Source organism: Muriicola marianensis, assembly GCF_014638095.1.
GTDB classification, from domain to species: Bacteria; Bacteroidota; Bacteroidia; order Flavobacteriales; family Flavobacteriaceae; genus Muriicola; species Muriicola marianensis.
The window spans coordinates 382900-406411 of the sequence record NZ_BMFH01000001.1 but is presented as its reverse complement, the minus strand read 5'-3'; the positions used below and the strand labels follow the sequence as shown (position 1 = coordinate 406411).

21 protein-coding genes and 1 pseudogene are annotated in these 23512 nt (G+C 48.4%); 9 read left to right on the top strand and 13 right to left on the bottom strand.

The features are described 5' to 3' along the window. Positions 1-33: 33 nt before the first annotated feature. Positions 34-1260, bottom strand: a complete 1227-nt coding sequence (locus IEV19_RS01935; protein ID WP_188369019.1) for an aminotransferase class V-fold PLP-dependent enzyme — start codon at positions 1258-1260, stop codon at positions 34-36. Between the two features lie 152 nt (positions 1261-1412). On the opposite strand from IEV19_RS01935, the gene IEV19_RS01930 reads away from it, so the two are divergent. Next, positions 1413-1820 (top strand): DUF2721 domain-containing protein, encoded by a 408-nt coding sequence (locus tag IEV19_RS01930; RefSeq protein WP_188369018.1) that lies wholly within the window; start codon positions 1413-1415, stop codon positions 1818-1820. 5 nt (positions 1821-1825) lie between these two features. Here IEV19_RS01930 and IEV19_RS01925 read toward each other — a convergent pair whose 3' ends face one another. From IEV19_RS01925 to IEV19_RS01900, 6 genes are all read right to left on the bottom strand, one after another. Then, a complete protein-coding gene (locus IEV19_RS01925) occupies positions 1826-3100 on the bottom strand; it encodes an MFS transporter (RefSeq protein ID WP_188369017.1) in 1275 nt (424 codons plus the stop codon). Positions 3101-3163: 63 nt separating this feature from the next. Continuing rightward, complete coding sequence (locus IEV19_RS01920) at positions 3164-3664, bottom strand: hypothetical protein (RefSeq protein ID WP_188369016.1); 501 nt, start codon at positions 3662-3664, stop codon at positions 3164-3166. A 151-nt stretch (positions 3665-3815) separates the two neighbouring features. Further along, positions 3816-4949 (bottom strand): DUF819 family protein, encoded by a 1134-nt coding sequence (locus IEV19_RS01915; protein WP_229732452.1) that lies wholly within the window; start codon positions 4947-4949, stop codon positions 3816-3818. A 61-nt stretch (positions 4950-5010) separates the two neighbouring features. Then, positions 5011-5532: a DinB family protein gene (locus tag IEV19_RS01910; RefSeq protein WP_188369015.1), complete on the bottom strand. Its 522-nt coding sequence runs from the start codon at positions 5530-5532 to the stop codon at positions 5011-5013. Positions 5533-5654: 122 nt separating this feature from the next. Beyond that, on the bottom strand, positions 5655-7346 hold the full coding sequence (locus tag IEV19_RS01905; protein WP_188369014.1) for a hypothetical protein: 1692 nt from the start codon (positions 7344-7346) through the stop codon (positions 5655-5657). Between the two features lie 447 nt (positions 7347-7793). Continuing rightward, on the bottom strand, positions 7794-8483 hold the full coding sequence (locus tag IEV19_RS01900) for a bestrophin family ion channel (RefSeq protein ID WP_229732451.1): 690 nt from the start codon (positions 8481-8483) through the stop codon (positions 7794-7796). A gap of 94 nt (positions 8484-8577) precedes the next feature. On the opposite strand from IEV19_RS01900, the gene IEV19_RS01895 reads away from it, so the two are divergent. Beyond that, positions 8578-9633, top strand: a complete 1056-nt coding sequence (locus tag IEV19_RS01895; RefSeq protein WP_229732450.1) for a hypothetical protein — start codon at positions 8578-8580, stop codon at positions 9631-9633. 53 nt (positions 9634-9686) lie between these two features. Here the strand turns inward: IEV19_RS01895 and IEV19_RS01890 are convergent, their stop codons facing one another. Next, entirely contained in the window at positions 9687-10292 is a 606-nt protein-coding gene (locus IEV19_RS01890) for an arylesterase (protein ID WP_229732449.1), read from the bottom strand. 216 nt (positions 10293-10508) lie between these two features. On the opposite strand from IEV19_RS01890, the pseudogene IEV19_RS01885 reads away from it, so the two are divergent. Both IEV19_RS01885 and IEV19_RS01880 read left to right on the top strand, forming a co-directional pair. Beyond that, positions 10509-11141 (top strand): annotated as a pseudogene (locus tag IEV19_RS01885) (ABC transporter ATP-binding protein); the annotation flags it as partial. Further along, a complete protein-coding gene (locus IEV19_RS01880; protein WP_188369011.1) occupies positions 11138-13687 on the top strand; it encodes an ABC transporter permease in 2550 nt (849 codons plus the stop codon). The pseudogene IEV19_RS01885 and the gene IEV19_RS01880, both read left to right, overlap by 4 nt. A 14-nt stretch (positions 13688-13701) precedes the next feature. Here IEV19_RS01880 and IEV19_RS01875 read toward each other — a convergent pair whose 3' ends face one another. From IEV19_RS01875 to IEV19_RS01865, 3 genes are all read right to left on the bottom strand, one after another. Continuing rightward, positions 13702-14814 (bottom strand): pyridoxal phosphate-dependent aminotransferase, encoded by a 1113-nt coding sequence (locus IEV19_RS01875; RefSeq protein ID WP_188369010.1) that lies wholly within the window; start codon positions 14812-14814, stop codon positions 13702-13704. A 146-nt stretch (positions 14815-14960) separates the two neighbouring features. Then, the gene (locus IEV19_RS01870) at positions 14961-15251 is read right to left on the bottom strand and encodes a hypothetical protein (RefSeq protein WP_188369009.1); all 291 of its coding nucleotides are present in this window, start codon (positions 15249-15251) and stop codon (positions 14961-14963) included. A gap of 31 nt (positions 15252-15282) precedes the next feature. Beyond that, entirely contained in the window at positions 15283-15726 is a 444-nt protein-coding gene (locus IEV19_RS01865; RefSeq protein WP_188369008.1) for a hypothetical protein, read from the bottom strand. A 217-nt stretch (positions 15727-15943) separates the two neighbouring features. Here IEV19_RS01865 and IEV19_RS01860 point away from each other — a divergent pair, with 217 nt between their 5' ends. The 4 genes from IEV19_RS01860 to IEV19_RS01845 are packed head-to-tail and all read left to right on the top strand — an operon-like array spanning position 15944 to position 19447. Continuing rightward, on the top strand, positions 15944-17137 hold the full coding sequence (locus IEV19_RS01860; RefSeq protein ID WP_188369007.1) for an Nramp family divalent metal transporter: 1194 nt from the start codon (positions 15944-15946) through the stop codon (positions 17135-17137). Further along, a complete protein-coding gene (pxpA, locus tag IEV19_RS01855) occupies positions 17134-17877 on the top strand; it encodes a 5-oxoprolinase subunit PxpA (protein ID WP_188369006.1) in 744 nt (247 codons plus the stop codon). The genes IEV19_RS01860 and pxpA overlap by 4 nt, the downstream gene beginning before the upstream one ends. Beyond that, positions 17874-18602, top strand: a complete 729-nt coding sequence (pxpB, locus tag IEV19_RS01850; RefSeq protein WP_188369005.1) for a 5-oxoprolinase subunit PxpB — start codon at positions 17874-17876, stop codon at positions 18600-18602. Before pxpA ends, pxpB begins: the two co-directional genes overlap by 4 nt. 2 nt (positions 18603-18604) lie before the next feature. Next, a complete protein-coding gene (locus IEV19_RS01845) occupies positions 18605-19447 on the top strand; it encodes a 5-oxoprolinase subunit C family protein (protein ID WP_188369004.1) in 843 nt (280 codons plus the stop codon). Here the strand turns inward: IEV19_RS01845 and IEV19_RS01840 are convergent. Next, the gene (locus IEV19_RS01840) at positions 19444-20172 is read right to left on the bottom strand and encodes a nitroreductase family protein (RefSeq protein WP_188369003.1); all 729 of its coding nucleotides are present in this window, start codon (positions 20170-20172) and stop codon (positions 19444-19446) included. The genes IEV19_RS01845 and IEV19_RS01840 overlap by 4 nt on opposite strands. Positions 20173-20177: 5 nt before the next feature. Further along, a complete protein-coding gene (locus tag IEV19_RS01835) occupies positions 20178-21557 on the bottom strand; it encodes an aldehyde dehydrogenase (protein WP_188369002.1) in 1380 nt (459 codons plus the stop codon). Between the two features lie 230 nt (positions 21558-21787). On the opposite strand from IEV19_RS01835, the gene ilvD reads away from it, so the two are divergent. Beyond that, positions 21788-23482: a dihydroxy-acid dehydratase gene (gene ilvD, locus IEV19_RS01830; protein WP_188369001.1), complete on the top strand. Its 1695-nt coding sequence runs from the start codon at positions 21788-21790 to the stop codon at positions 23480-23482. Positions 23483-23512: the final 30 nt, after the last annotated feature.

Genomic DNA, 23512 nt, shown 5'->3' with positions numbered 1-23512 from the left:
CTATTAACCTTATGAGCTTATACAAACAAAGAATTAAAGGGCATTCTTAAGGCCTTTGATCAATTGTGCTATTTCCTCCTCCGTGTTGTAATGTAAAAAGGATATACGGATCACTCCGGGGGGGTGGGCGATCTTCATATCCATCAAAGGTCGGACTGCGTAAAAATCCCCTTTTCCAAGCATCAATTTGTGATCGGTGAGGTCAGCATAAACATCATCTATCGTTCTTTTGAGCGGTAAAATTGATATGGTTGGAGCCCTGTGATCTGATTGATCCGGGCCGATGATCCTGACGTCATCCCTCGACCTGAGAAAATCCAGCAAAGGAGCTAAAAGTATTTGTTCGCGCTCGCGAAAGAGAGCCGACAGGGCAATATTTTTTTCATGCGCAGGCGCCGGTTTTTTAAAATGGTGTGCATAAACGGCATCGAAATAATCGGCGATACCGCTAGCAGCCCCTATCTGAGCATGGTCAGGACCGGCCGGGGTGATCATATTCCTTGTAATACCCTTTTTAAAGAAATGCGACTGGTTCTCCATTTTCTCGATCAGCCCCTGTCTCACGTACATCAGTCCCAGGTGAGGTCCATAGGTCTTGTAAAGGGAAAACATGTAAATATCAGCGCCCAGGGTACTGAGGTCCGGAAATCCATGGGGAGCTGCAGCCACTCCGTCTACTGTTACAATCGCCCCGACCTCTTTTACTTTCTCGCTGATCTCCCGGACAGGATTGAAGTATCCGATTACATTAGAGCAATGAGGGAAGGCCACCATGCGTGTCCGATCGGTAAGTAAGTCATCTAAATCCACCGTTTCCAACATTCCCGTTTCCCGGTTCACGTGCCACTCCCTGACCCTGATCCCTCTTTCGCCCAGTCTTCGCCAGGCCCCTGCATTGGCTTCGTGATCCTGGCAGGACACCACGATCTCGTCCCCGTCCTCCCACATAGGTCGCATGGCATTCGCCAGTACATACACGTTCTGGGTAGTGGACGGTCCGAAATGTATCTCTTCCGGTCTTACGTTAAGGTATGCAGCCATCCTCCTGTAGGATTCATCCATCATCTCCCCGGCCTGTATGGAGGCGGGGTAGGGATAGTAGGGCTGTACCTTGTTCTTGAGATAAAAACCGGTCAGTTTCTCGACAAACTGCCTGCAGGGATACGAGCCTCCCGCGTTTTCAAAAAATGCCCAGCCATTGAGGTCGGGTTGAGAAAATGCCGGGAATTGACTGCGCACAAAAGAGATATCGAGTTCCATAAATCAGGGTTCGTGTTATCTTACCAAGGTACTGAATTCTTCCGTTTCCAACTCCATTTAAGAGGGAATGCAATGTCTCGATATTATGAAAGTTCTCAAGAGCTGCGAAAGTGCTATTTTTGGTCTCAAGCAACTAGATTTCTCTCCGACCTATGCAAGAATTGACACTGACCACTCCCGCTCTGTTGTTTTCCGCCATATCCCTGATCATGTTGGCTTATACCAACCGGTTCCTGGCCTATGCTGCAGTCATTCGTAATCTGCATGACATTTACCTCCAAAAGAAGGACGACACCCTAATTGAACAGATCATCAATCTGAAACTGCGCCTGAATCTCACGCGTTGGATGCAGATCTTCGGGATAACCAGCCTGCTCCTTTGTGTGCTTACCATGTTCCTGATCTATATCGAACAACAGGTGGCCGCAGTTTGGATCTTTGGCGTCGCCCTGGTGCTTCTGATACTTTCCCTGGGCTTACTGATCAGGGAAATTCAGATCTCCACCCGTGCCTTGCATTTGCATCTGAAAGACATTGAAGACCATCTGGAGGCACCCTAAGGTATTTATAATCTACGCTGTGGGAGGGTCTTGCCGAAGACCCTGTGGTAATAGAATGCCACTCCGCCTCCCAGGGCTGAAAAAACGGCCAGCATCCAGAATACATCCCTGTGACCTGAAACGCCGGGCGACCTGTCGAGCAGATATCCCATTGCAGGTCCTGCAAAGATGTCCGGAGTAAAACCGACAAGGGAGATCAGGCCGACAGCCGTTCCGGTCAGGGCTAGCGGGATCTTTCCAAGGTCCATGACCGCAAAATACAGGGAACGGGCAGCATATACTCCGGTAGCAACAACGATAATCGAGAGGACAAAAAGAAATGTGGAGGTACCCGGAACTGCGCCGGTTGCGAAAAGCACCGCTCCCAGGAATGCAATAACAAAACCTAATAGCAGCCATAGAGTGGTCCTGGAGCGATCGGCGATTACGCCAATGGCGACCCCCACTGCGGGTCGAATGTACAACAGGAACGTCCCGATGCCGGCAGATTCAACCTGCGTATAGTTCATGACATCCCGGGCATAGAGGGAAAACACATCCGTGATCTTGTACCCCACATAGGCGCAGAGGATGATCACCATAAGCAGCCAGACTGCAGGTAATCTCATGACCTCCCTGATCTGAGTCGGCGTAATGCGTTCCAGGATGATGGATTTCTGCCGGTCCTGATCTATCCTCAGGAAGAACCAGACCAGGACACCCACCAGGGCCACGGTGCCCGAAGAATAAAGGATCACGTTCGAAAATGCGTTCCTGCTTTCCTCGAGAGTTAATAACATGTCATCGGCAGGGATGAAAAATGAAAATATATATACCCCCATGGAGCCGAAAAGGGCACCTACCAGGCCCCGGCCTCCATCCAGGAAACCGAAGGCTTTACCCTGGGAAGCCTCGCCTCCCCAAACTCTGGTTGCTTTGATCATAGGTGCCCAGAACAGGAAAATGGTGGTCACTCCCCAATAGCCATAGAGGATCTTCAGGACTTCATAGGAGGGGAAACTAGCAAACAGGATTCCGCCCAGGGCTGTGGTCCACAGGGCTATAGCGATCAGTTTGCGGGGAGGATACCGGTCGGCCAGAGGACCTCCGGCCAGGTAAGCGAACAACGCGACAAAGCCGTAGACTGAAAAGCATAACCCGAGTTCCACATTGGTTAGCTCAAAGGTATCCAGTACAGTAGGCCTGAACACACGAGCCAGAACAAAGGGCAGGATAAAAACTGATTCCCCGGCAAGGATGAGAAGAGCCAGGAAGTACCAGGGGGGTCGGCTATATTTCATACTGCCGGAAAGATACTATTAAAACCTAACAAGGGATGGAATGGACGAATTTGTATACCTGCTTCACTTTTTTCTAAAAATGTCCAGCGTCTTGTGGTACTCGTCGTAGAGAACCAGTTTTTTGGAAGTAAGCTCTATGATCGGATAGATAACTGGTTTTGAGGCTAGGGACCCATCGGTTTCAAAATTTAGAAAATCGCCCGGAATCTTTCTTTCTTCCGGATTGATCAGGTTGTCTATCAGGGTGATCTTTTTCCGATCAGGACTCAAATGCCAGTTCCCACTACGTCGCGCTACATCCTGTAAGGGATCAAGCGAGATCACATCATAGGTAAAGGTTCCGTTCTTAAAAAATGTAAAGTAATAGGTCTTGGGGTTTTCAAGGGTGTCCTTCAGTGCCAGGAGTTGTTGTTCTCCGTCCTTGAAACTGCCTGTATTCTCCCATTTTCCGTAGAGATATTCCAGCTCGAACTTTTGGGCGTGGGCTTGAAGAGGAATAATAGAAATACAAGTGGCCAGGATAAGGGGCCACAGTGCCTTAAACCACGTGTATTTATCGTTCATCTGTTCTTTATTTACTCTGGATATCGGTTGTTCAGGTTTCCTGAATCGATAACGTATCAAATGATGGAAATATTTGATATCCAGCAGAATATTCGATGGTTTGAATGATCCGGCCATGCCTTTATAAAGGTAGGCGGAACGAGGAAATTGCCTATAAGAGATAAACCACCAGAAAACCCAGGTAGGTACCCAGGGCATTACCAAGCGTACCTACCAGGATAGCGGGGAGGATCAGCTCATTCCTGTGAAATGTCTCGGCGAGAGCGATCGCCGTGGTTCCACCTCCGATGTTGGCCTGACTTACGATGGCGATCATGTCCCAGTCGCGATAGATACATCCTCCTACAAAAACGGTCAGTAGTCCATGGATCAATACAGACAGGGAGGCAAAGAGGAATATCGTGATACCCACTTCCTGTAACTCTACCACCGCACTGAGGTCGCAATACGCTCCGATGACTGCCAGGAAGAGGTAGATCAGGTAGAGTCCGAGGGTGTGACTTCCTCCCAGTCGACTAACAAATGGGATCTGGGCGAGCGCAATACCTATGGTTGAGATGGTCAGAATGGACGGGATCTTCGGAAATATTATGGAGACTCCTTCGGAAATAAAATAGGCCGCGATCCCGAGGAAGGCCAGCCACATGAGGGAATGCATGGAAAGGGAGTCCTTTTCTTCATTTTCCACTTGGGACTCCTGTACCCCCAGCTTTTTGTCTTTCCAGAAACGTCTCATTAGGGCTGGGATAGAAAGTGTTACGATGATCCATAGGGTGGTAACCACATTGTCGACCGCAATGGTACCGGCGTAGAACATCCCTTTTTTCTGGAAATCGTATTCCAGGGCAATGGCGTTGAAATTGACACTGCCTCCTGTGTACGTTCCTGTCAGCATCCCTGCCAGAGTATCTCCATCAGTCCCAAATAGGCGTTCAGGAGAAAGGACATACCATGCAGCCAGCACCCCGAGGGTCGTCGCCAGGGAACCCAAAAGGAAGAGGACGATCATAGGCGCCCCTGCCTTTTTGATGCTGGTCAGGTTGACCCCGAGCAGGAGGTAAAATATGGAAATAGGTGCCAGGTAGGTAAAAATGCCGTCGTAAAGAGGGATGGAGTCAGACGCGCTCGGAATCCATCCCAGGTTGGCCAGGATGGCCGCCAGGACGATCACGATAAGTGCTGCCCCAAGTTTCTTTCCCACCCTGGTCCTTCCGGCGTAAATGGAGAGGATCACCAGCAGACATAGTATTCCAAGGACATATACGGGGTCTCGAAATATACCCATGCCCTAAAGATATCAAATTAAGCATACCGGGAAAGAGAGAGATCAGGTTTTGCTCTGGGATCTAAAAAAGCTTGTAGGATGGGGGCGTGATGCCCTGCATGCGCAGGTAAATGGCTGTTTGCCCCCGGTGGTGCCCTACGTGTTCATTCGCTTTTCGGATCCAGCCCAGGCGGGTGACCTCAAACGGACCCCTGACCACAACCTCATCAAAGGTGGCTGGATCCATATTTCGGATTCCGTCGATCGCAAAATCGAAGCTCTCTGCAACGATCTTACGGACCTCAGGTTTGGTGTGGAAGGACATTTCCTGTTCGATATTGATATCCCCATAAATAGGAGACTGTCCTGTCCCGTTGGCCGATAGTCCTATGGTGCCCTGGGCCCCGTGGAGCATCTGTGCGGCAAAGCTGCGAACGCCTTCCGTGGGTTTGTAATCGAATTTGTCCTCGGGCATGGCCTCGATATATTCCAGGGACATGGCCTTGCTCCTCTCGAAGTCGGCAATGAGGTCTTCAATGGTATTGGATTGTGCGGTCGCGTTCAGCATCGAACCTGCAAACAGAAGGAGAACCAGTTTTTTCATATCATCTCATTTTGGAATCTTTTCAAGATACAAAATAAAGAGGTTGAAAAACAGGGAGTTGGTCAATTCTAAGGCCTGTGCCTCACTGGTAATTACATTGATAAAGGAAGATCAGGACCTTCTTAGTCCTTAACATTGATCAACACCGCCTCACAGCGGGACAGGTCGGAGTTCAGCACGATGTTTTCAGAAGATTCCCCGTCGATGATCTCGATGGATACCGTATTGGGTGGAAACCTCCCCAGGTTATGGGCATAGAGGAAAAGATCGTTTGGCTGGGAGGGATCCAGCTTGAGTTCGAAGCCTTTCTTCTGATAGGTGAGGTTGTACTTTGAGACGATCGGGTACCCATTGAGATAGATTGACACGATGTCCCCATCCTGCCTGCCGTGGTCCCAAAGGTTGATCTGTACTATCTTGCTGTTTACCTCAAGTTCTTTGACATAAGTGATGGACCTACCGTCGAAATCAGTTCTTTTTTCAGGGAGCTTTACCTCTTCAACTATCTCTTCCTCTTCAACTGCTTTCTCTTCTTCTATTACCTCCTCTGCGATCACCTCCTCTTCCACTTCTTCAGGGACCACCGTAACCATTTCTTCTTCCTTCACAACTTCCACTTCCTCAATGATGGTTTCTTCTTCCACTACGTCCGGCTCGGGTTCTACCACGGGTTCTTCAGCAGCTTCAGGTTCTGGGGCGGTCACGACTTCCTCAACAGGGGCAGGAGCCTCTGGATCTCTTTTGTCTATAGTAAAATAAGGGGAAGCGTATTTAGCTGTATGGAATTTATCGGCAGGGAAGAGTTCGATCCCCATGATCCTGTAATTGTCACCTTTTGGCAGGGTAGAATTGAGTCTGATGCCATCAGCCAGCGAATTATTCTTAAAAACACCCAATTCCTGGATCACGGTATTGTTGCGAAGCAGGTAGAATTTAATGGTCTTCTCAGCAGGAAGGTTTTCCGTATTCCACTGTATGGATGCAGGATCAGGTATGGTCCAGACGCTGCCTTCCCTTGGGTAGGTGATCTCCAGTGCCGACCTCCAGTGTTTCCGCTCCCTCAGTTGCACCTCATTGAGTTCTGTGATGGTCTGCGTAAAATCTGTGTAAGGCTTTACCACGGCCAGGCCCGAGACCACTTCCTCGAGAAGGGTGTAAAAGGCCTTGACCTCTTCCAGAGCGTTGGACAGGGGGATCTGATCGGAGTATTTCCTGCGCAGACTCCTGAATCGGTCCGACACTTTTTTGCTCACTTTCTTATCTATGCCGGGTTTTTCGGTCTTTCCGCTTTCTTCCAGAAGTTTTTTCGCTGTTTTAAGCTTCAGATAGCCAAACCTGTTCTGCAGGAATGCGATCCCTTCTTCATAGGCAACGGATTTATCCGACTTCAGGTTTGCAGCTATCTCATAGGCTTCCTCGTATTCCAGCAAGGCCTGCCTGAGACTGATCTCAGCCAGTTTCCTGCTGGTTTGTACAGGCGAATTCGTAGCCAGATTCAGCAGATCCAGTAATTGTTCTACCGGAATGCTGTTCACTCCTTCGTCAAAGACTCCCTGCAGGTATTCCGTGCCGAGCCAGGGCGACTGAAGCAGGAGGTAATTTCGCTCCATCTTATCCAGCTCCCTGGGCTGACCCAATTCATCGGTGATGGATTTGTATTCTGCTTCGTTCCAGGGGGTAGGGTCATCAGAAATCACCTTCTTGCTTACCTCAATGGGATCCTCAGTAACCACAACAGATGTCATCGCCGTTGCCTGAATAGCAAGGATACCCAGAAACAGGCACAGTAAGCCTAAATGCTTTGATTTCCCCATGATTGTGTTCCGACCTTAACGATCGTCATTGTTACCATTATCAAAACTATAACAAGCGCAAAAAATTGTAAGGGAAGTAATGAATTTGTTATCAGGAAGTTATAAACGAAGGAATATTCCTACAAATACAGTAATTTAAGGATCTAAGCACGTGTACCTGAAGCAAATATTACCTAACTCTTAGGGTAGAAATGACCAAATCAAAGTCGGGCCAACAGCACGTAGAAAGCCCAGAAAAAACAAAAGGTAAAGAAAGCGTAGACGAGAAATGTAAGTGTAGTTCTTTTGTTCATAAGATTTGGTTAAAGGTTAAAGAAAAGGATTTTCCTTCTAAGCCCGAATTCTTAACCATAAAACGTACGATTATTCCGATGTACGACCTAAAATCCGATGAAATGCATATTAATGCCCTGAGGGCGTGCAGATTAAAGATTTGAGGACAACGTCTTATCGATCGATCTTAAAACTGTCGAGCTTGATGTCATCCAGGCCGTAATCGTCAAAGGGAAATTCGAGTTGGTCCTGAATATTGTAGAGGGAGATCAGGATGAATTCCGTCAGGAGGACCACGAATAAAGTCACATAAGTTGGGTTGTCTGCCCCCATATCATGAATTATTGTAGGGGCATAGAGAAAAGGAAAGATGTAAATAAAGAGCTTGCAATAAGCCTTCAGACTCAGGGGTGTCCTGTGTGTATTGATGGCATGGAGGTTTTCCAGGGATTCATGCAGGTCGTTCATAAAACGAAATATCCTGTCCTTCAGGCGCCCTGACATTACTTCCCCTTTAGCGTCGACAAAAGCTTGTACTTTATTGAGAATTGGGTCCAGATACTCGGTGGTCTCCATATTGTTTTTCAGGTGTTCCATGGAACTGTCGCTGATCTCTCTGAGGATATCCGAGATCTCCTGTTTTTCCTCGGGGGAAAGGTTATTAGAAGCATTGGCAAAATAATACATGGTCTTGAGTGAACTCCTGAACTGGCTCAGGTGCTCCAGAGCCTTTTCCCGCCTGCGGAATGAACCACGGATCGTAAATACCAGTGGAAATACAATGGCTATACTCAACAGGGTAAGGTCTATGTGAAATTGAATGTTCAGTTGAAAACAAAGCACCACGGTCAGCACTGAGATCATCAGTGCGATCAGAGTCCGCTGGTTTATTATGGACAGGTATAGTTTAATGGTCAGAAATTTAGTATATTAACTTGTTAAAGCTAACCACAAAGTTGTGAAAAACCAAACATTACTTTTAATCCTTACCTTCCTGTTTTATAGCCCGTTCTCCCTTTTATCTCAGGCTTCGGAGGTAGTGGATGGGGAGACGACCCGTTTGTTCCAGGAACAGGAAATCCTGCCTATCAGGCTGGGGTTTTCCAACAAGGAAATGAAGAAAGAAACCAATGACAGTACCTACATCTTCACCGCCCTGCACTTCAGTGACCAGGGGGAGTGGGATTCCCTCGATGTCCGGATCCGGGCCAGGGGAAACTACCGAAGGACTCATTGTTACTTTCCCCCGCTCAAGGTCAAGATCAAGAAATCAGAGGCCAAAGAAACCCTTTTCAAAGGCAATAAGGAATTGAAGCTGGTCATGCCCTGCGTACAGTCGAGCAGTACCCAGGACAACATCGTAAAGGAGTATATGGCCTATAAACTGTTCGAGGTGATCTCTCCCTACCACTTCAAAACGCGCATGGCTGATATCGAATTCACTGAATTCAAGGGGAAAAAGAATAAGGTCCACAAGGTGAAGGGGTTTCTCATTGAGGATATTGATAAGGTGGCCGAAAGGGCTAATGCACGCAAAATGAAAAGAGTGGTGCATCCTTTAGAACAGGACGATGTGACCTCTGTTCAGAACGACTTCTTTCAGTTTATGATCGGCAATACGGATTTCTCTACTGCTTACCAGCACAATCAGAAGCTGATCTTTACGGAAGACTATAGAACGATCCCCATTCCCTATGATTTTGACATGTCCGGACTTGTGGATGCGAGTTATGCGGTGGTATCCCAGGTGGGAGGGGAGGTACTCAGCATCGAAAGTGTGACGGACAGGCTCTACAGGGGTTTTGAAAGAGATGAGAGCGTCTTCCAAACCGTGAGACAGCAATATCTCGAATTGAAACCTGAGATATTCAAGGCTGTGGATGATCTCAAGGTGCAATTCGAAAATGAAAAGGAATTCGGGATCGCCAGGAACTTTATAACCGACTTTTTTACCATTCTCGAAAATGACAACCAGTTCAATAGTCAGATCCTTCGGAAAGCGAGAACCAAGTAGTAAAGTAAATATTTATATTAAATACTTTAAAATACTATAAATCAAAGTAATAATTAAAGTATTGGTTTTAAAATTGTCCACACATTCTCAGCCACTATACGCTGTCCTTCCTCTGTGGGATGAATACCATCTGCCTGGTTGAGTTCCGGGTTTCCCGCCACCCCTTCAAGCAAAAAGGGTATAAGATAAGCCTCGTTTTCTTCCGCCAGTTCAGGAAACAGGCTACTGAATTCAGTCGTGTATTCAGGACCCATATTAGGAGGGATCTGCATCCCGGCCAGGACGATCTTTACTTCCGGGTTATGGTTCTTCACCGTGTCTATAATGGCCTGAAGGTTTTCCCGCGTTTCTGAAAGGGGTATTCCCCTGAGTCCGTCATTCGCTCCCAGTTCCAGTACGAAGATGTCTACCTTTTCCCTCATCAGCCAGCTGATTCTGCTTTCGCCACTGGCGGTAGTCTCCCCGCTTATCCCCGCATTGACCACAAAATAGTCCAGTCCGAGCGAATCGATCTTATCCCCAATTTTGGCCGGAAAAGACTGTTCGGGTTCCAGACCCATCCCCGCTGTGAGACTGTTTCCGAAAAAGATGATCGTTTTTCTTTTTGAACTTGCCTTTCCCTCTTTTTCCACAGAGGTCGATGATGAGGGTTCGGCCATTGATTCGGATTTTTTGTTTCCCGATTCGCCGCAGCCTATCAAAAAAGCAAGGCCCAACAGATAACAAAACTTTAACACGGATCGCCCTGATCTTGAGAACATATTCAGAATCAATTTTTTAATTTCCCGCCTCTTAACAGGATAAAGGAATTTACATCAGTGTCAAAGATATTAAACGTCAGTAAACTCAGAAAGACTTACCAAAGTGGCTCAGGTACCCTCACCGTCCTGGATGACATCACCTTCTCCCTCGAATCGGGGGAGACTTTTGCCATCGTAGGCCCCTCGGGTAGTGGGAAGACAACATTGCTGGGACTTTGCGCCGGACTCGACCGCCCGGATTCGGGTACTATTGAGTTGTGCGGGGTTGAGATCGACACCCTCGATGAGGACAAGAGGGCACTTTTGAGAAATCGGAAAGTTGGGTTCATCTTTCAGGATTTTCAACTCCTTCCAACCCTTACGGCCATGGAAAATGTCGCTGTTCCCCTCGAATTACAAGGGGTTAAGAATGCCCAATCCAGAGCTGTAACCTTATTGGAAAAGGTAGGTCTCGGGGCTCGCGTTCACCATTATCCGTCTCAATTGTCGGGAGGAGAACAACAAAGAGTAGCCCTGGCGCGCGCTTTTTCAAACACCCCCGAGATCCTCTTTGCCGATGAGCCCACCGGGGAACTGGATGAAGAGACCGGACAGAAGATCATCGAACTCCTATTCGACCTGAATAAGGAGGCAGGCACTACCCTGGTCATTATTACCCATGATATGGATCTCGCTCGAAAAACACAGCGTATTCTGAGGCTCAAGGGTGGTAAGATTCACAGGGAGGAAAAAGTAGAGGTCCAATGAAAGACCTGAAATCATCCGGAACAGGTATTTCCTGGTTGATCCTGATGGCCTGGAGAGACCTCCGTTCTAATGCGGGAAAACTCTTCCTGTTCATGTCTTCCATTATCATTGGAATTGCTGCCCTGGTGGCCATCCAATCCTTCGGGAACAACCTGACGGCAAGTATCGATCTGCAATCAAGGGCCCTGATGGGTGCCGATTATGTGATTGACAGCAATCACCCTGCAAATGAGGAGGTGGTTCGCATCATGGATTCCCTGGGCGGACCCGACAGCCGGGAGATCAACTTTGCCTCCATGGTGGTTTTCCCAAAAAGAAGCAGCAGTAAACTTGTTCAGGTCGTAGGAACGGAACAAGGCTTTCCCTTTTACGGGGAATTGGAGACAGACCCTCCGGCTGCCGCAAGGGACTACCTGGTCAACAGCTCGGCCCTGGTGGATGCCACCGTCATGCTCCAGCAAAACTTACGCCCCGGCGACAGCATTAAGGTTGGGAATATATCACTGCCCATCGAAGGTGCTCTCAAGGCCGTTCCGGGGAGGTCTGCCCTCAGTAGCAGTGTGGCTCCGGCTGTATTTATACCCTATGATAAGATCACCCAAACAGGCTTGCTTCAGCGCGGGAGCCGTTTAGAATACAAATACTACTTTGTGGCCAAAGCGGGACAGGACCTGGAGGTGCTGTATGAGGCGATCGATCACAGACTCGACGCCGAAGGAGCCGATCTAGATACCCACCTCGATGAAAGCAGGAGGCTGGGCAGGAGGTACAACAACTTTGGCAAGTTCCTCAATATCGTAGCCTTCATAGCCCTCCTGCTGGGTTGTGTTGGGATCGCCAGTGCGGTACATGTCTATATCCAGGGGAAACTAAAATCTATTGCGGTATTAAAATGCCTGGGGGCTTCCCGCCGTCAGACCTTCAAGATCTTTCTTATACAGGTGGCCGGACTGGGAGCTGTTGGAGGCTTCCTGGGAACACTGCTGGGAGTTGGCCTGCAAATTGCCGCACCTGTCTTACTGGAAGAATACCTCCCGGTGGAGGTAGATGTATCCTTGTCATTCCCTGCTATAAGTCTCGGGTTGATCCTGGGTGTTCTTATGAGTATTGCTTTTGCCTTAATCCCCCTGATGAGGACATGGTATGTATCACCACTCTCGGTCCTCAGGGTACAGGCAGAAAATGAGTCTAGAACCGGCAAGGCACAATTGGCTGTACTGGGACTGATCTTCCTATTTTTAGTACTCCTTGCCCGGCAGATCCTGGGAAGCTGGGAATATGCTTTCTTTTTTATTCTCAGCCTGGTGGTTTCATTTTCCCTGCTTTACTGGGTTGCGAGAATACTGATGTGGACCGTAAGGCGCTATTTTCCGGAGCAACTCGGCTTTGCCATCAGGCAGAGCCTGCTGAATCTGTTCAGGCCTCAGAATCAAACCTCTGTACTACTCTTATCCGTGGGTGTAGGAGCCTTTTTGATCAGTACACTATTCTTTAGCCGTGATATTTTGCTGAGCAAGGTTGCGCTTGGCAATGATGAGAACAGCCCGAATATCATCCTGCTCGACGTGCAGACCGATCAGGTCAATGCCGTGGAGAATACCATCAATGAAAACAAGGTCCCTGTTCTTAGCAATGTGCCCATCGTAACCATGAGGGTGGATGAGATCAACGGCCGGTCGGTCAACGAGATCCGGAACGACACCACCTCTAACATAGGCCGATGGGTCCTCAATCATGAGTTCAGAGTCACCTACCGGGATAGTCTGATTCCCAGTGAGACCATTATTTCCGGGGAGTGGATCGGGAATTCGGAAAAAAGGGAGGTCATACCGATCTCCGTAGCTGAAAATTTTGCTTCCGATGCCAGGGTAGAAGTAGGGGACAGGGTCACTTTTAACGTACAGGGAGTTCGAATACCTACAGAGATAGCCAGCATCAGGGAAGTTGACTGGGGAAGGATACAATTAAACTTTTCGGTCCTCTTCCCGAAGGGAGTCCTGGAAGATGCCCCTAAATTCCACGTTGTTTCAACCCGGACAGGAGGAGATGAGAGTTCAGCAATCCTGCAGAGAGAACTAGTGAGTAAATATCCCAACGTTTCCATTATCGACCTGAGGCAGATCCTCAGTTTACTTGAAGGCATACTGGAGAAAATAGGCCTGGTGATCAGGTTTATGGCCCTGCTGAGTATTCTTACAGGTATCATCGTCCTGATCGGGGCGGTCAGGACCAGCAAGTACCAGCGAATTCGCGAAAGTGTGCTCCTGCGTACCCTTGGAGCCAAGAATTCCCAACTGCTGAGGATATCATTTTACGAATACGCCTTCCTCGGCGTATTAGGTAGCCTAACGGGAATCCTGCTGTCCCTGGTGGGTAGTTTTCTGCTCGCCCGGTTTGTATTTGAGGAGCCATTCGTTCCCTCTGCGGAGCCCTTTTTGATTCTCCTGCCGTTGCTCACCCTGTTGGTGATTGCCATCGGCATGCTCAATAGCCGATCGGTACTGAACAGTCCGCCCCTGCAAATATTGAGGTCAGAAAACAGGTAGAATTCTAATTCAGATCAGGCCATCACCTTCCTGAGAGCCAAACCAAAGGCCTTAACTTCATCCATGGTCCCCGTACTGATCCTGGCCCATTCGTACATGGGAGGGAAGGGTCTTCCGATGAGGACATCCTCCTTCTGCATCTGTGAGATGACATCACGGATCGGTCTACCGGTTTTAAAGAACACGAAATTGGTATGGGAAGGAATGTACCGGAGGTTGAGATCATCCAGGGTCTTATAGATATATTGCTTGGCCTCGGCGTTCATCTGTAGACTGAATTTGTAAAACTCATCATCCCTCAGGGCTTCTCTGGCTGCCTCTATGGCCAGCACATTCGTATTCGCCATGACGGCATTTTTTAACCTGTCTGCGATGTCGGGTCTGGCGATCAGGTATCCGATACGCATCCCCGCGAGACCATAGACTTTTGAAAAGGTCTTGGAGACGATCACATTACGTCCTTCCTTCACCAGTTCCACCATAGAGGGGTAATCGGGTTCCATGATAAAATCGTAATAGGCCTCATCACTGAAAATGACAGCCTTATCCTCGAGTGACAGGCAAAAATCCTTTAGGGTGTCTCTGTTTAAAAGGGTACCGGTCGGATTATTGGGGTTGCAGAGAAATATCAGGCGGGTCTTGCTGGTGACCCTTCGGGCCATGGCATCCAAATCGTGCTCCATCCTTTCATTGAGGGGAACCCGGTGCACATAAGCCCCAAAGTTCTCGGCATAGGTGAGGAGCGACTGGAAGGTGGGATCAGCAGCTATCACTTCTCCTCCTTCTAATCCGTAAACAAGTCCGGTCGCTTTCAGGCCTTCCGTAGAACCACCGGTAACGACTACACAATCCCTGGAGACCCCTTCTTTTTCTGCGATCTCAGTGACCAGTTGGGTGAGGTATTGGAAAGGATAGCGGCAGGCGATATCAAAGCTGTTGCTGATCACAGACCTCACTCTTTTGGAAGGGCCAAAAGGGTTTTCGTTGGAGCTAAGCCTGACCGGCCCAGCCAGGTTTGTTTTAGCTTCGGTTTGCTCCCAGGCGACCGCCGGCAAGCCACCCATTAAAGTCAATCCTGAGGTTAGACCTATCGTCCTTAACCATTGTCTTCTGTCGAGATTGTTCATATCCTGAAAATTTGAAGTAGAAGATACAAATTTTCGGAATAGAGCACATAGGCATACACCCTGTCAGCACAAAATATTCAGAGCATGATACTGTTGATAGAAGCTTATTTTAAACCGGAGCAAATCCGATAAGGAAAGCGGAATTTCTAGTACAGGGTATTGGAAAGCAGGATGGCAAAGATCAGCAGGACCATGGCCGAATTTACCACAAAGGCGATGATCTTCTTTTCATCTATGGGTTCGTTCCGACCCTGATATAGGATGATTACTCCGGCAATACCCAGGAATCCGGAGAGGATAACCGGTAGGCCGAAAAGGAATCGCGAGATCACCGGATTGGTATTGATCATGACCGCCAGCGCGGCGATGGTGAGTAAAAAGAGGATGATCTTGCTTAAGGTATACGATCTCAGGGTGTACTTGCTTTCTTGCTGCATGGTTCTCAATTTCTATTCGCCCCCAATTGGTTTATATGACCTTGATGTTCACTTTCAGGCCTTCAATGATGCCGAGAATACTCTCCACTGTTTCCCGGAGATAGTGCTTGATCACTACATGCGGGATCCTGACCGTTGTAAATCCATTTTTGAAGGAATGCATGGTCTCCTCCAGGTTGTTCATGGCTTGTTCATGTGTGAGCATCTGATATTCGGTATCGATCTCTATGTTTAACTTGACCCTGGAGATCGCGATATCAATGGACTTCTTTCCATCCCACCATTCGAGCATAGGATAAACACCGACCTCTTTCAGGGCGTAGTAAAGTTTTATTGCTGCGAGTGGTGTATTGTTAGATTTAATAAGACGGTCGATCCGGGTCTTGTGCCTTGCACAAAGTTCTACGCCATAGACTTCCATTGAATTTTTGTGATCGAGGTAGCCAAGTTCTTTATTGCATTCTAAGCAGGTCATATAAGCTGGTCAAAAATTGATTTGGGTTTATTATAACCGGGAGATTGACGGATTATTTTGCAGTATCGATGAACGACATCCTGTTTTTAGACGAAATGCATTTTTTTAGACGAACGGCACACTTTTTAACATTTGATTTTCATATTCCACTATCTCCAGGACGAGAAATTGGTGAAAGTTTCAACTTTGATGTACATTCCCGGGCAAAAGGATTTTCGTGTTCAAAAAAGTAGGTCCGGGTTTTCTTATCGCAGCAGCATTTATAGGTCCGGGAACGGTCACTATCTGCACTCTGGCAGGAGTCGGTTTTGGCTTCGCGCTCTTATGGGCATTGCTCCTCTCGGTAATAACCACCGTAGTTTTTCAGGAAATGGCTGCACGCATCGGCATTCTCACCAAGCAGGGGCTTGCGGCGAGTATCCGATCTCAGCTTCGTAAACCCTGGGCCCGGAACACTGTGACCATCATCATCCTCAGTGCCGTGGTCATAGGTAATGCGGCCTATGAGGCGGGAAATATAGGAGGAGCCGTCCTGGGGCTTGAGGCTTTTACAGGTGCCGAACCTTCACCCTGGTTTTCGTGGCTTATCGGGGGTGCTGTATTTATCCTTTTATTTGCCGGCTCCTATAAAATCCTCGAAAAGGTCTTCATCTCCCTCGTAATCCTGATGAGTATATCATTTATTCTCGCTGCTTTCCTGACCCGCCCGGATGTTGGAAAGGTATTGGAAGGGCTTTTTGTTCCGTCTCTTCCAGAGGGAAGCCTCTTTACGGTTGTGGCCCTTATAGGGACTACCGTGGTTCCTTATAACCTCTTCCTGCATGCCTCTTTGGTGAGCGAGAAATGGGAATCCGTAAAAGATTTGAAAGCGGTTCGCTGGGACACTGTCCTCTCCATTGGTCTGGGCGGACTCATCTCCATTGCCATAGTGGTATCAGCCAGCGCAAGCGGATTAACGGAGGTCAGCAGCGGACTCGACCTCGCTAAGGGACTGGAACCACTTTATGGAAGGGCAGCCACCTATTTTTTAGGGGTAGGTTTGTTTGCTGCCGGGATCACTTCGGCCATCACAGCTCCGCTCGCAGCCGCTTACGTGGCTGCCAGTTGTTTTGACTGGAAGGAGGGTTTATCCGGGAGGAGATTTCGTATGGTATGGGGCCTGATCCTTCTTGTGGGAGTACTTTCCCAGTTCCTGAAGATAAAACCTGTAGAGATCATTCAGTTCGCTCAGGTGGCCAACGGGCTCCTGTTGCCGGTGATCTGTATCTTCCTGTTGTGGATCGTCAACCAGTCGAATCTCATGGGCAGGTACAGGAATAAAACGTGGCAAAATATAGTTGGAGGCATGTTGTTGTTGCTCATAGTCTTCCTGGGCCTGAAAAGTATTCTTTCCGTTATTTTCGCAATATGAAACGGTGGCAGATCGACATCAATTGTGACGTGGGCGAAGGCGTGGGAAACGAAGCCCGATTGTTTCCCTATATATCTTCCTGCAATCTGGCCTGTGGCGGGCATGCCGGAGATGAACCTACCATGCGGGAGGTGATCTCCCTGGCCAAAAAGCACCACGTTAGAGTAGGTGCCCATCCTTCTTATCCCGACAGAGAAAACTTTGGCAGGAAAAGCACGCAGATGGAATCAGAAGCTTTTCGGAATACGATACAGTCACAGGTGAAGTTGCTCCATGGCATTCTCAAAGAAGAAGGAATTGAAATGTCACACATTAAAGCCCATGGCGCCCTGTACAATGACCTGGCTAAGAATCGTGAGCTTTCTGAACAATACCTCGAAGCTTTAGCAGATTACAGAAATGGGATATCGCTTTACGCTCCCTACGGCTCAGCGATCTCAGATGCAGCTCGGCAAATGGGATTTAACATTATACTTGAAGCCTTTGGAGACCGAAATTACGAGGATGATCTCAGTTTGGTTTCAAGGCGATCTCCTCAAGCGCTGATCACAGAGCCCGAAGCGGTACTCAGGCATTTGCTTAGCATGATAGTGAACTCTGAAGTTAAGACCATCAATGGCATCTTCAGGCACATTGAGGCTCAAACATTTTGTATTCATGGGGATACTGCTACAGCATTTGAAATATTAGCGTATCTTTCGGTCGAATTCCCAAAGCACCATATTCATTTGAGGAAATGAATACGTACCCCATCCATATCAAGCCCTTTGGCAAGTCTGCCGTACTCGTAGAATGGCCTTTCGATATCGACACAAATATCCTGGATGACATCCTGATCTTCAAGGACTATGTAAAACTTCAGGGCTATGGCGGACCTGAATGGGAAATCGTCGCGGCTTATAATTCTCTGACTTTGGTCAACAACCAGAGGGAATTGAAATTTGATGAAATATCTGCTGCCCTCCACAAGTTGTACAAAGAGCGAAAAGAGGGCGCAAAAAAAGAACCGCGACACTGGAAATTGCCTGTTTGCTACGACCTGGAATTTGGGATCGACCTGGAAGAGCTCAGTCAGCAACTCAGCAAATCCATAGAGCAGATCATCACTCTTCATACTGCCGCTACCTATACAGTCTTCGGGATAGGTTTCTTGCCCGGATTCCTGTACCTGGGTGGGGTTCCCAGGGATCTGGAAACCCCCAGAAAAGCTTCTCCCCGTTTGAACGTACGCAAAGGTTCCGTTGGCCTGGCGAGGAAACAGACAGGCATTTATCCCCAGGATAGTCCCGGTGGCTGGAACATCATAGGAAATTGTCCGATCCCGATCTTTGATGCGCAAAAGGAGAATCCTTGCTTTGTAAGGGTGGGGGACACGGTTAATTTTTATTCGATCACCCGTGCACAATTCGACCTGCACACCATCCAGGCCGAGGTGGGAATTGACCTGCTAACTAAAGACAATTAAGCGTGCTTAAAATAGTTAAAAGCGGATTTTTTACAACCATTCAGGACAGTGGCCGATTTGGCTTCCGACATCTAGGAGTGCCTGTGTCGGGCAGTATGGACCGGGCAGCTGCACATCTGGCCAACGCCATGCTTGAGAATCCGGATGAATCTGCCGTTCTGGAAGTTACCATGTCAGGGCCTGTTCTCGAATTTACCAAGGATACCTGGATTGCACTCGCCGGAGCCAACCTCTCTCCAAAACTCAATGAGGTAGATATAGATAACCACAGTGTTCACAGGATTCGTTCCGGAGACCGACTGGCTTTTGGGAAACACATAGACGGACTCCGGGGGTATGTAGCCATCAAGGGCGGTTTTGAGACGGAAGAAGTACTGAAGAGCCGGTCTTTTTACAAACCGATCACTGAAAAAGATCACCTGGTAGCCGGGATGGAGTTGCATTACGAGGAGGTGTCGGAATTTGAACCAAAGATCACCCATGTGATCCCTGAGGTGATAGACCGAGTCCTCAAATTAAAGGCAAGTCCGGGTCCGGAATTTGATATCCTGGATAGTAAACAGAAGGAGCTTCTGTTCAATCAGCCATTTACCATCGCCAAGGAGAATAACAGAATGGCCTATCAACTCCAGGAAATCCTGGGGTCTCATCAGCACCCAATGCTCACCTCTGCTACGTTGCCGGGTACGGTTCAATTGACCCCCGGTGGAAAGCTGATCATCTTGATGAGGGACGGACAGACCACTGGTGGTTACCCGCGAATCCTTCAGATCTCAGAGGATTCCATCAACAAACTGGCTCAAAAGACCTTTGGGGATACCCTTTATTTTAAAAGAGAAGGTTAAATTTTCCGGTATACCTTTTCGAAATGGATGCGGAATCTTTCTCCGTAAATTCCTTTGTCGTCACGGATGCCACAACCAATGGTCATGGTGACCTCAGCCCCCCATGGCAGGCCGAGTATCTTTTTGATCCTCAGCGTATCGCTGCCCTCCATCGGACAAGTGTCATATCCGATAGCAGCCATGGAAATCATAAAATTCTGTGCGGCGAGACCGGCACTCTTATGAGCCACGATCCTCATATCTGACCTTCGGACCTGGCGGTAAACGGGCCGAAACATACCAATAATGCTGAACAGGAAATACTGCAACCAACCCACTATCCCCAGGAATTCCACATAAACAGCCGGAACCACCTTAGAGTAGTACCCCAAAGCGAATTTTTCCCTCCGGCTGTATTCCGAAGGCTTCTTGTCTCCCAGATTCTTTTTTATGAATTCCCTGTTATCCCCGGCGCGTTGTTTCCAGAGATCCCGGCGGGCAACGATCACTACCATTTGCTTTGCGGTCTTGGCGGCGTTCTGACCCAGGCAGGCGTGAACCATTTTCTCAAGGGTCCCGGGTTCGGTGATGTGGTAAAATTCCCATAGCTGCAGATTGCTGCTCGTAGGCGCCAGTACAGCGTTTTCTATGCATGAGCGGACTTTACCCGTATCCAGTTCCTTTTCCGGATCGAAGATCCTTACGGACCTCCTGTATCGTATGGCCTCGGTTACCGTTTTTTCCATAAAGGCTATAAAAGGTGTTTCAATTTTTTTATAAAACTAACGGGGAGATTGTAGGGTGGATTCCTGAATTTCGGATCCAGCCATGTCCCGCGGTGAACCACTGCTTTCTTGTGAGAAAAGGCATCGAAACTCCGTTTGCCATGGTATGAACCGAGTCCGCTTTTACCTACCCCACCAAAGGGAAGGTTCTTATTGCTGATGTGTATCAGGGTGTCATTGATCACCCCACCTCCAAAACTGTATTTGCTCAGCATTCTTTTCTGAAAGTTCTTTTTCCGGGAGAAAATATATGCTGCCAGGGGTTTCCCATGGCTCCTTACCCAGGCATCGATTTCCTCTTCATCATTGTATGAGATGATGGGAAGAATTGGCCCGAATATCTCTTCCTGCATGATTTCACTGTCTTTCCCCGGCTCGTCGACCAGGGTGGGGGAGATAAATCGGTCCTCCTCATTGTGCTGTCCGCCAAAGAGCAAATGCTGTCCTTTCAGGAGGCCGAGAAGTCTCTTATAATGTTTGTCGGAAATGATTCTGGCCAGGTCCGGAGAATCTTCGGTTTTTTCTCCGAAGAACTGAACAATACTTTTTTTCAGCTCCTCCACCAGCCGATCCTTGATCGAAGCGTGAACCAGGATGTAATCAGGGGCTATACAAGTCTGACCTGCATTCAGGAACTTACCCCATACGATCCTCCCGGCAGCCTGGGAAGGCAGGGCAGATCCATCTACTATACACGGGCTTTTGCCTCCCAGTTCGAGGGTAACAGGAGTGAGGTTCGCCGCCGCACTTTCATATACGATCTTGCCAACCCTGGTACTTCCAGTAAAAAAGATATAATCCCATTTTTCCGCCAACAGGGCTTTGGCTATTTCCGTATCACCTTCGAAGACGATGGCGTGCCCGGGTTCGAATACGGCCTTCACCATTCCGGCGATGAGTTTTGAGGTGTGAGGGGTCAGTTCCGAAGGTTTGAGCACAGCGGTATTCCCGGCAGCGATGGCCGATATGAGAGGCATTAGGGTGAGTTGGAAAGGGTAGTTCCAGGGAGCGATGATCAGCACTGTGCCATAAGGCTCTTTATAGATCCGGTCTGAGGATGGGAAGTTCAAGAGGGAGGAAGGTACTCTTTCAGGTCTAGCCCAAAGTTCGAGATGCCGGATCATAGCATTGAGTTCGGCCAGTACAAATTGGGTCTCTGCAATCAGGGTCTCAAACCGGGGTTTCTTAAAATCGGCATACAGGGCGTCGCAGATAGCGTCTTCCTTCCTGACGATCTCAGATCTCAATCTTTTCAATGTCTCTTTCCTGAATCGAAGGTCCTTGGTCCTGCCTGAACTAAAAAACCTGCGCTGAGCTTCCAAATGCCCGGTAATATCGTTTCGCATAGCCCAAAAATAGGCTTTTTCAGGAACCTTAGGCGAAATTCCCATTGATTTCTATCCGGTCGCTCAAATGGTGAATATGATAAATAATATGCCTTTAATATATTGATATACAATATGTTATATCTAAACAATGCTCATTGACTTTATCCTGTACCTTACTGATACCCCTGAAGGGGCTTTTAAACCAGTATCTTTGAGTTGTTTAGTCTTTAAAAAATTAAATCGCAGCATTGGAAAAGAAGACGACCGCATTAAATAAATACAGCAAGAACGTAACTCAGGATCCTACCCAACCAGCAGCACAGGCCATGCTTTATGCCATTGGCCTGACGGAGGAGGACCTGCAAAAACCACTTATCGGAATAGGCAGCACCGGCTATGAAGGCAACCCCTGTAATATGCACCTCAATGACCTGGCTCAGATCGTTAAAAAGGGATTGCAGGAGAAGGACCTCGTAGGACTTGTATTCAATTCGATAGGCGTGAGTGATGGGATATCCATGGGTACCTATGGGATGCGCTACTCTCTTCCTTCCCGTGATATAATTGCGGATTCCATGGAGACGGTGGTACAGGCTATGAATTACGACGGACTCGTTACCGTGGTCGGTTGTGATAAGAACATGCCGGGCGCTTTGATGGCTATGATCCGACTTAACAGGCCTTCTGTTCTGGTCTACGGGGGCACGATCGCCTCCGGGTGTCTCAATGACCGGAAACTCGATATTGTCAGTGCCTTCGAGGCATGGGGTGAGAAAGTGGCAGGATCCATCAGCGAAGGGGAGTTCAAAAGTGTAATACAGAATGCCTGTCCGGGAGCAGGAGCCTGCGGCGGCATGTATACAGCAAACACCATGGCCTCTGCCATTGAAGCATTGGGGATGGCCCTGCCGTATAATTCATCCAACCCAGCCATTGGAAAGGATAAGGAAAAAGACTGTCTGGAAGCAGGCAGAGCCCTGAGACACCTCCTTGAGAACGATATTAAACCCAGTGACATCATCAGCAGGAAATCCCTGGAAAATGCGGTCAGGTTGATCACCGTTCTCGGTGGTTCAACGAATGCAGTTCTTCATTTCCTGGCAATTGCCAAGGCTGCGGAGATAGACTTCACCCTGGATGATTTTCAGAGGATCAGCGATATTACGCCTTTCCTGGCCGATCTGAAACCCAGCGGAAAGTATCTGATGGAAGATGTGCACAGGGTAGGCGGGATCCCGGCGGTCATGAAATTCATGCTTGAAAATGGCATGCTGCACGGCGACTGTCTCACCGTAACCGGCAAGACTGTTGCTGAGAACTTAGAAAAGATACCCGGCCTGAAAGAAGGTCAAAAAGTAGTACACACCCTGAGTGAACCCATTAAGGAAACCGGGCATTTGAGGATACTCTACGGTAACCTGGCTCCGGAAGGTGCCGTGGCCAAGATCACGGGGAAAGAGGGTTATCATTTTACAGGTCCGGCCAAGGTCTTTGAAGATGAATTTAAGGCGAATGAGGGCATAGGGAAGGGGCTTGTAAAAAAAGGAGATGTGGTAGTCATCAGGTATGAGGGACCAAAAGGTGGACCCGGTATGCCGGAGATGCTAAAACCAACAGCAGCCATCATGGGTGCCGGTCTTGGCAAGGACGTGGCCCTGATAACCGATGGACGGTTCTCCGGAGGCACGCATGGATTTGTAGTAGGACACGTTTCCCCAGAAGCTCAGGAAGGGGGTCCAATTGCCTTGCTTCGCAATGGAGACATGATCACTATTGATGCAGAAAAGAACACCATCAGCGTTGCCCTGTCTGATCAGGAAATGGCTGAAAGAAAAGCGAATTGGAAACAGCCGCCGCTAAAGGTTCGGAAGGGAAGCCTTTATAAATATGCCAACTCCGTCTCCTCAGCTTCCCAGGGATGTGTTACAGATCAGTTTAAATAGGTTGGCAAATAAGATTGTCTCAGCTCGAAT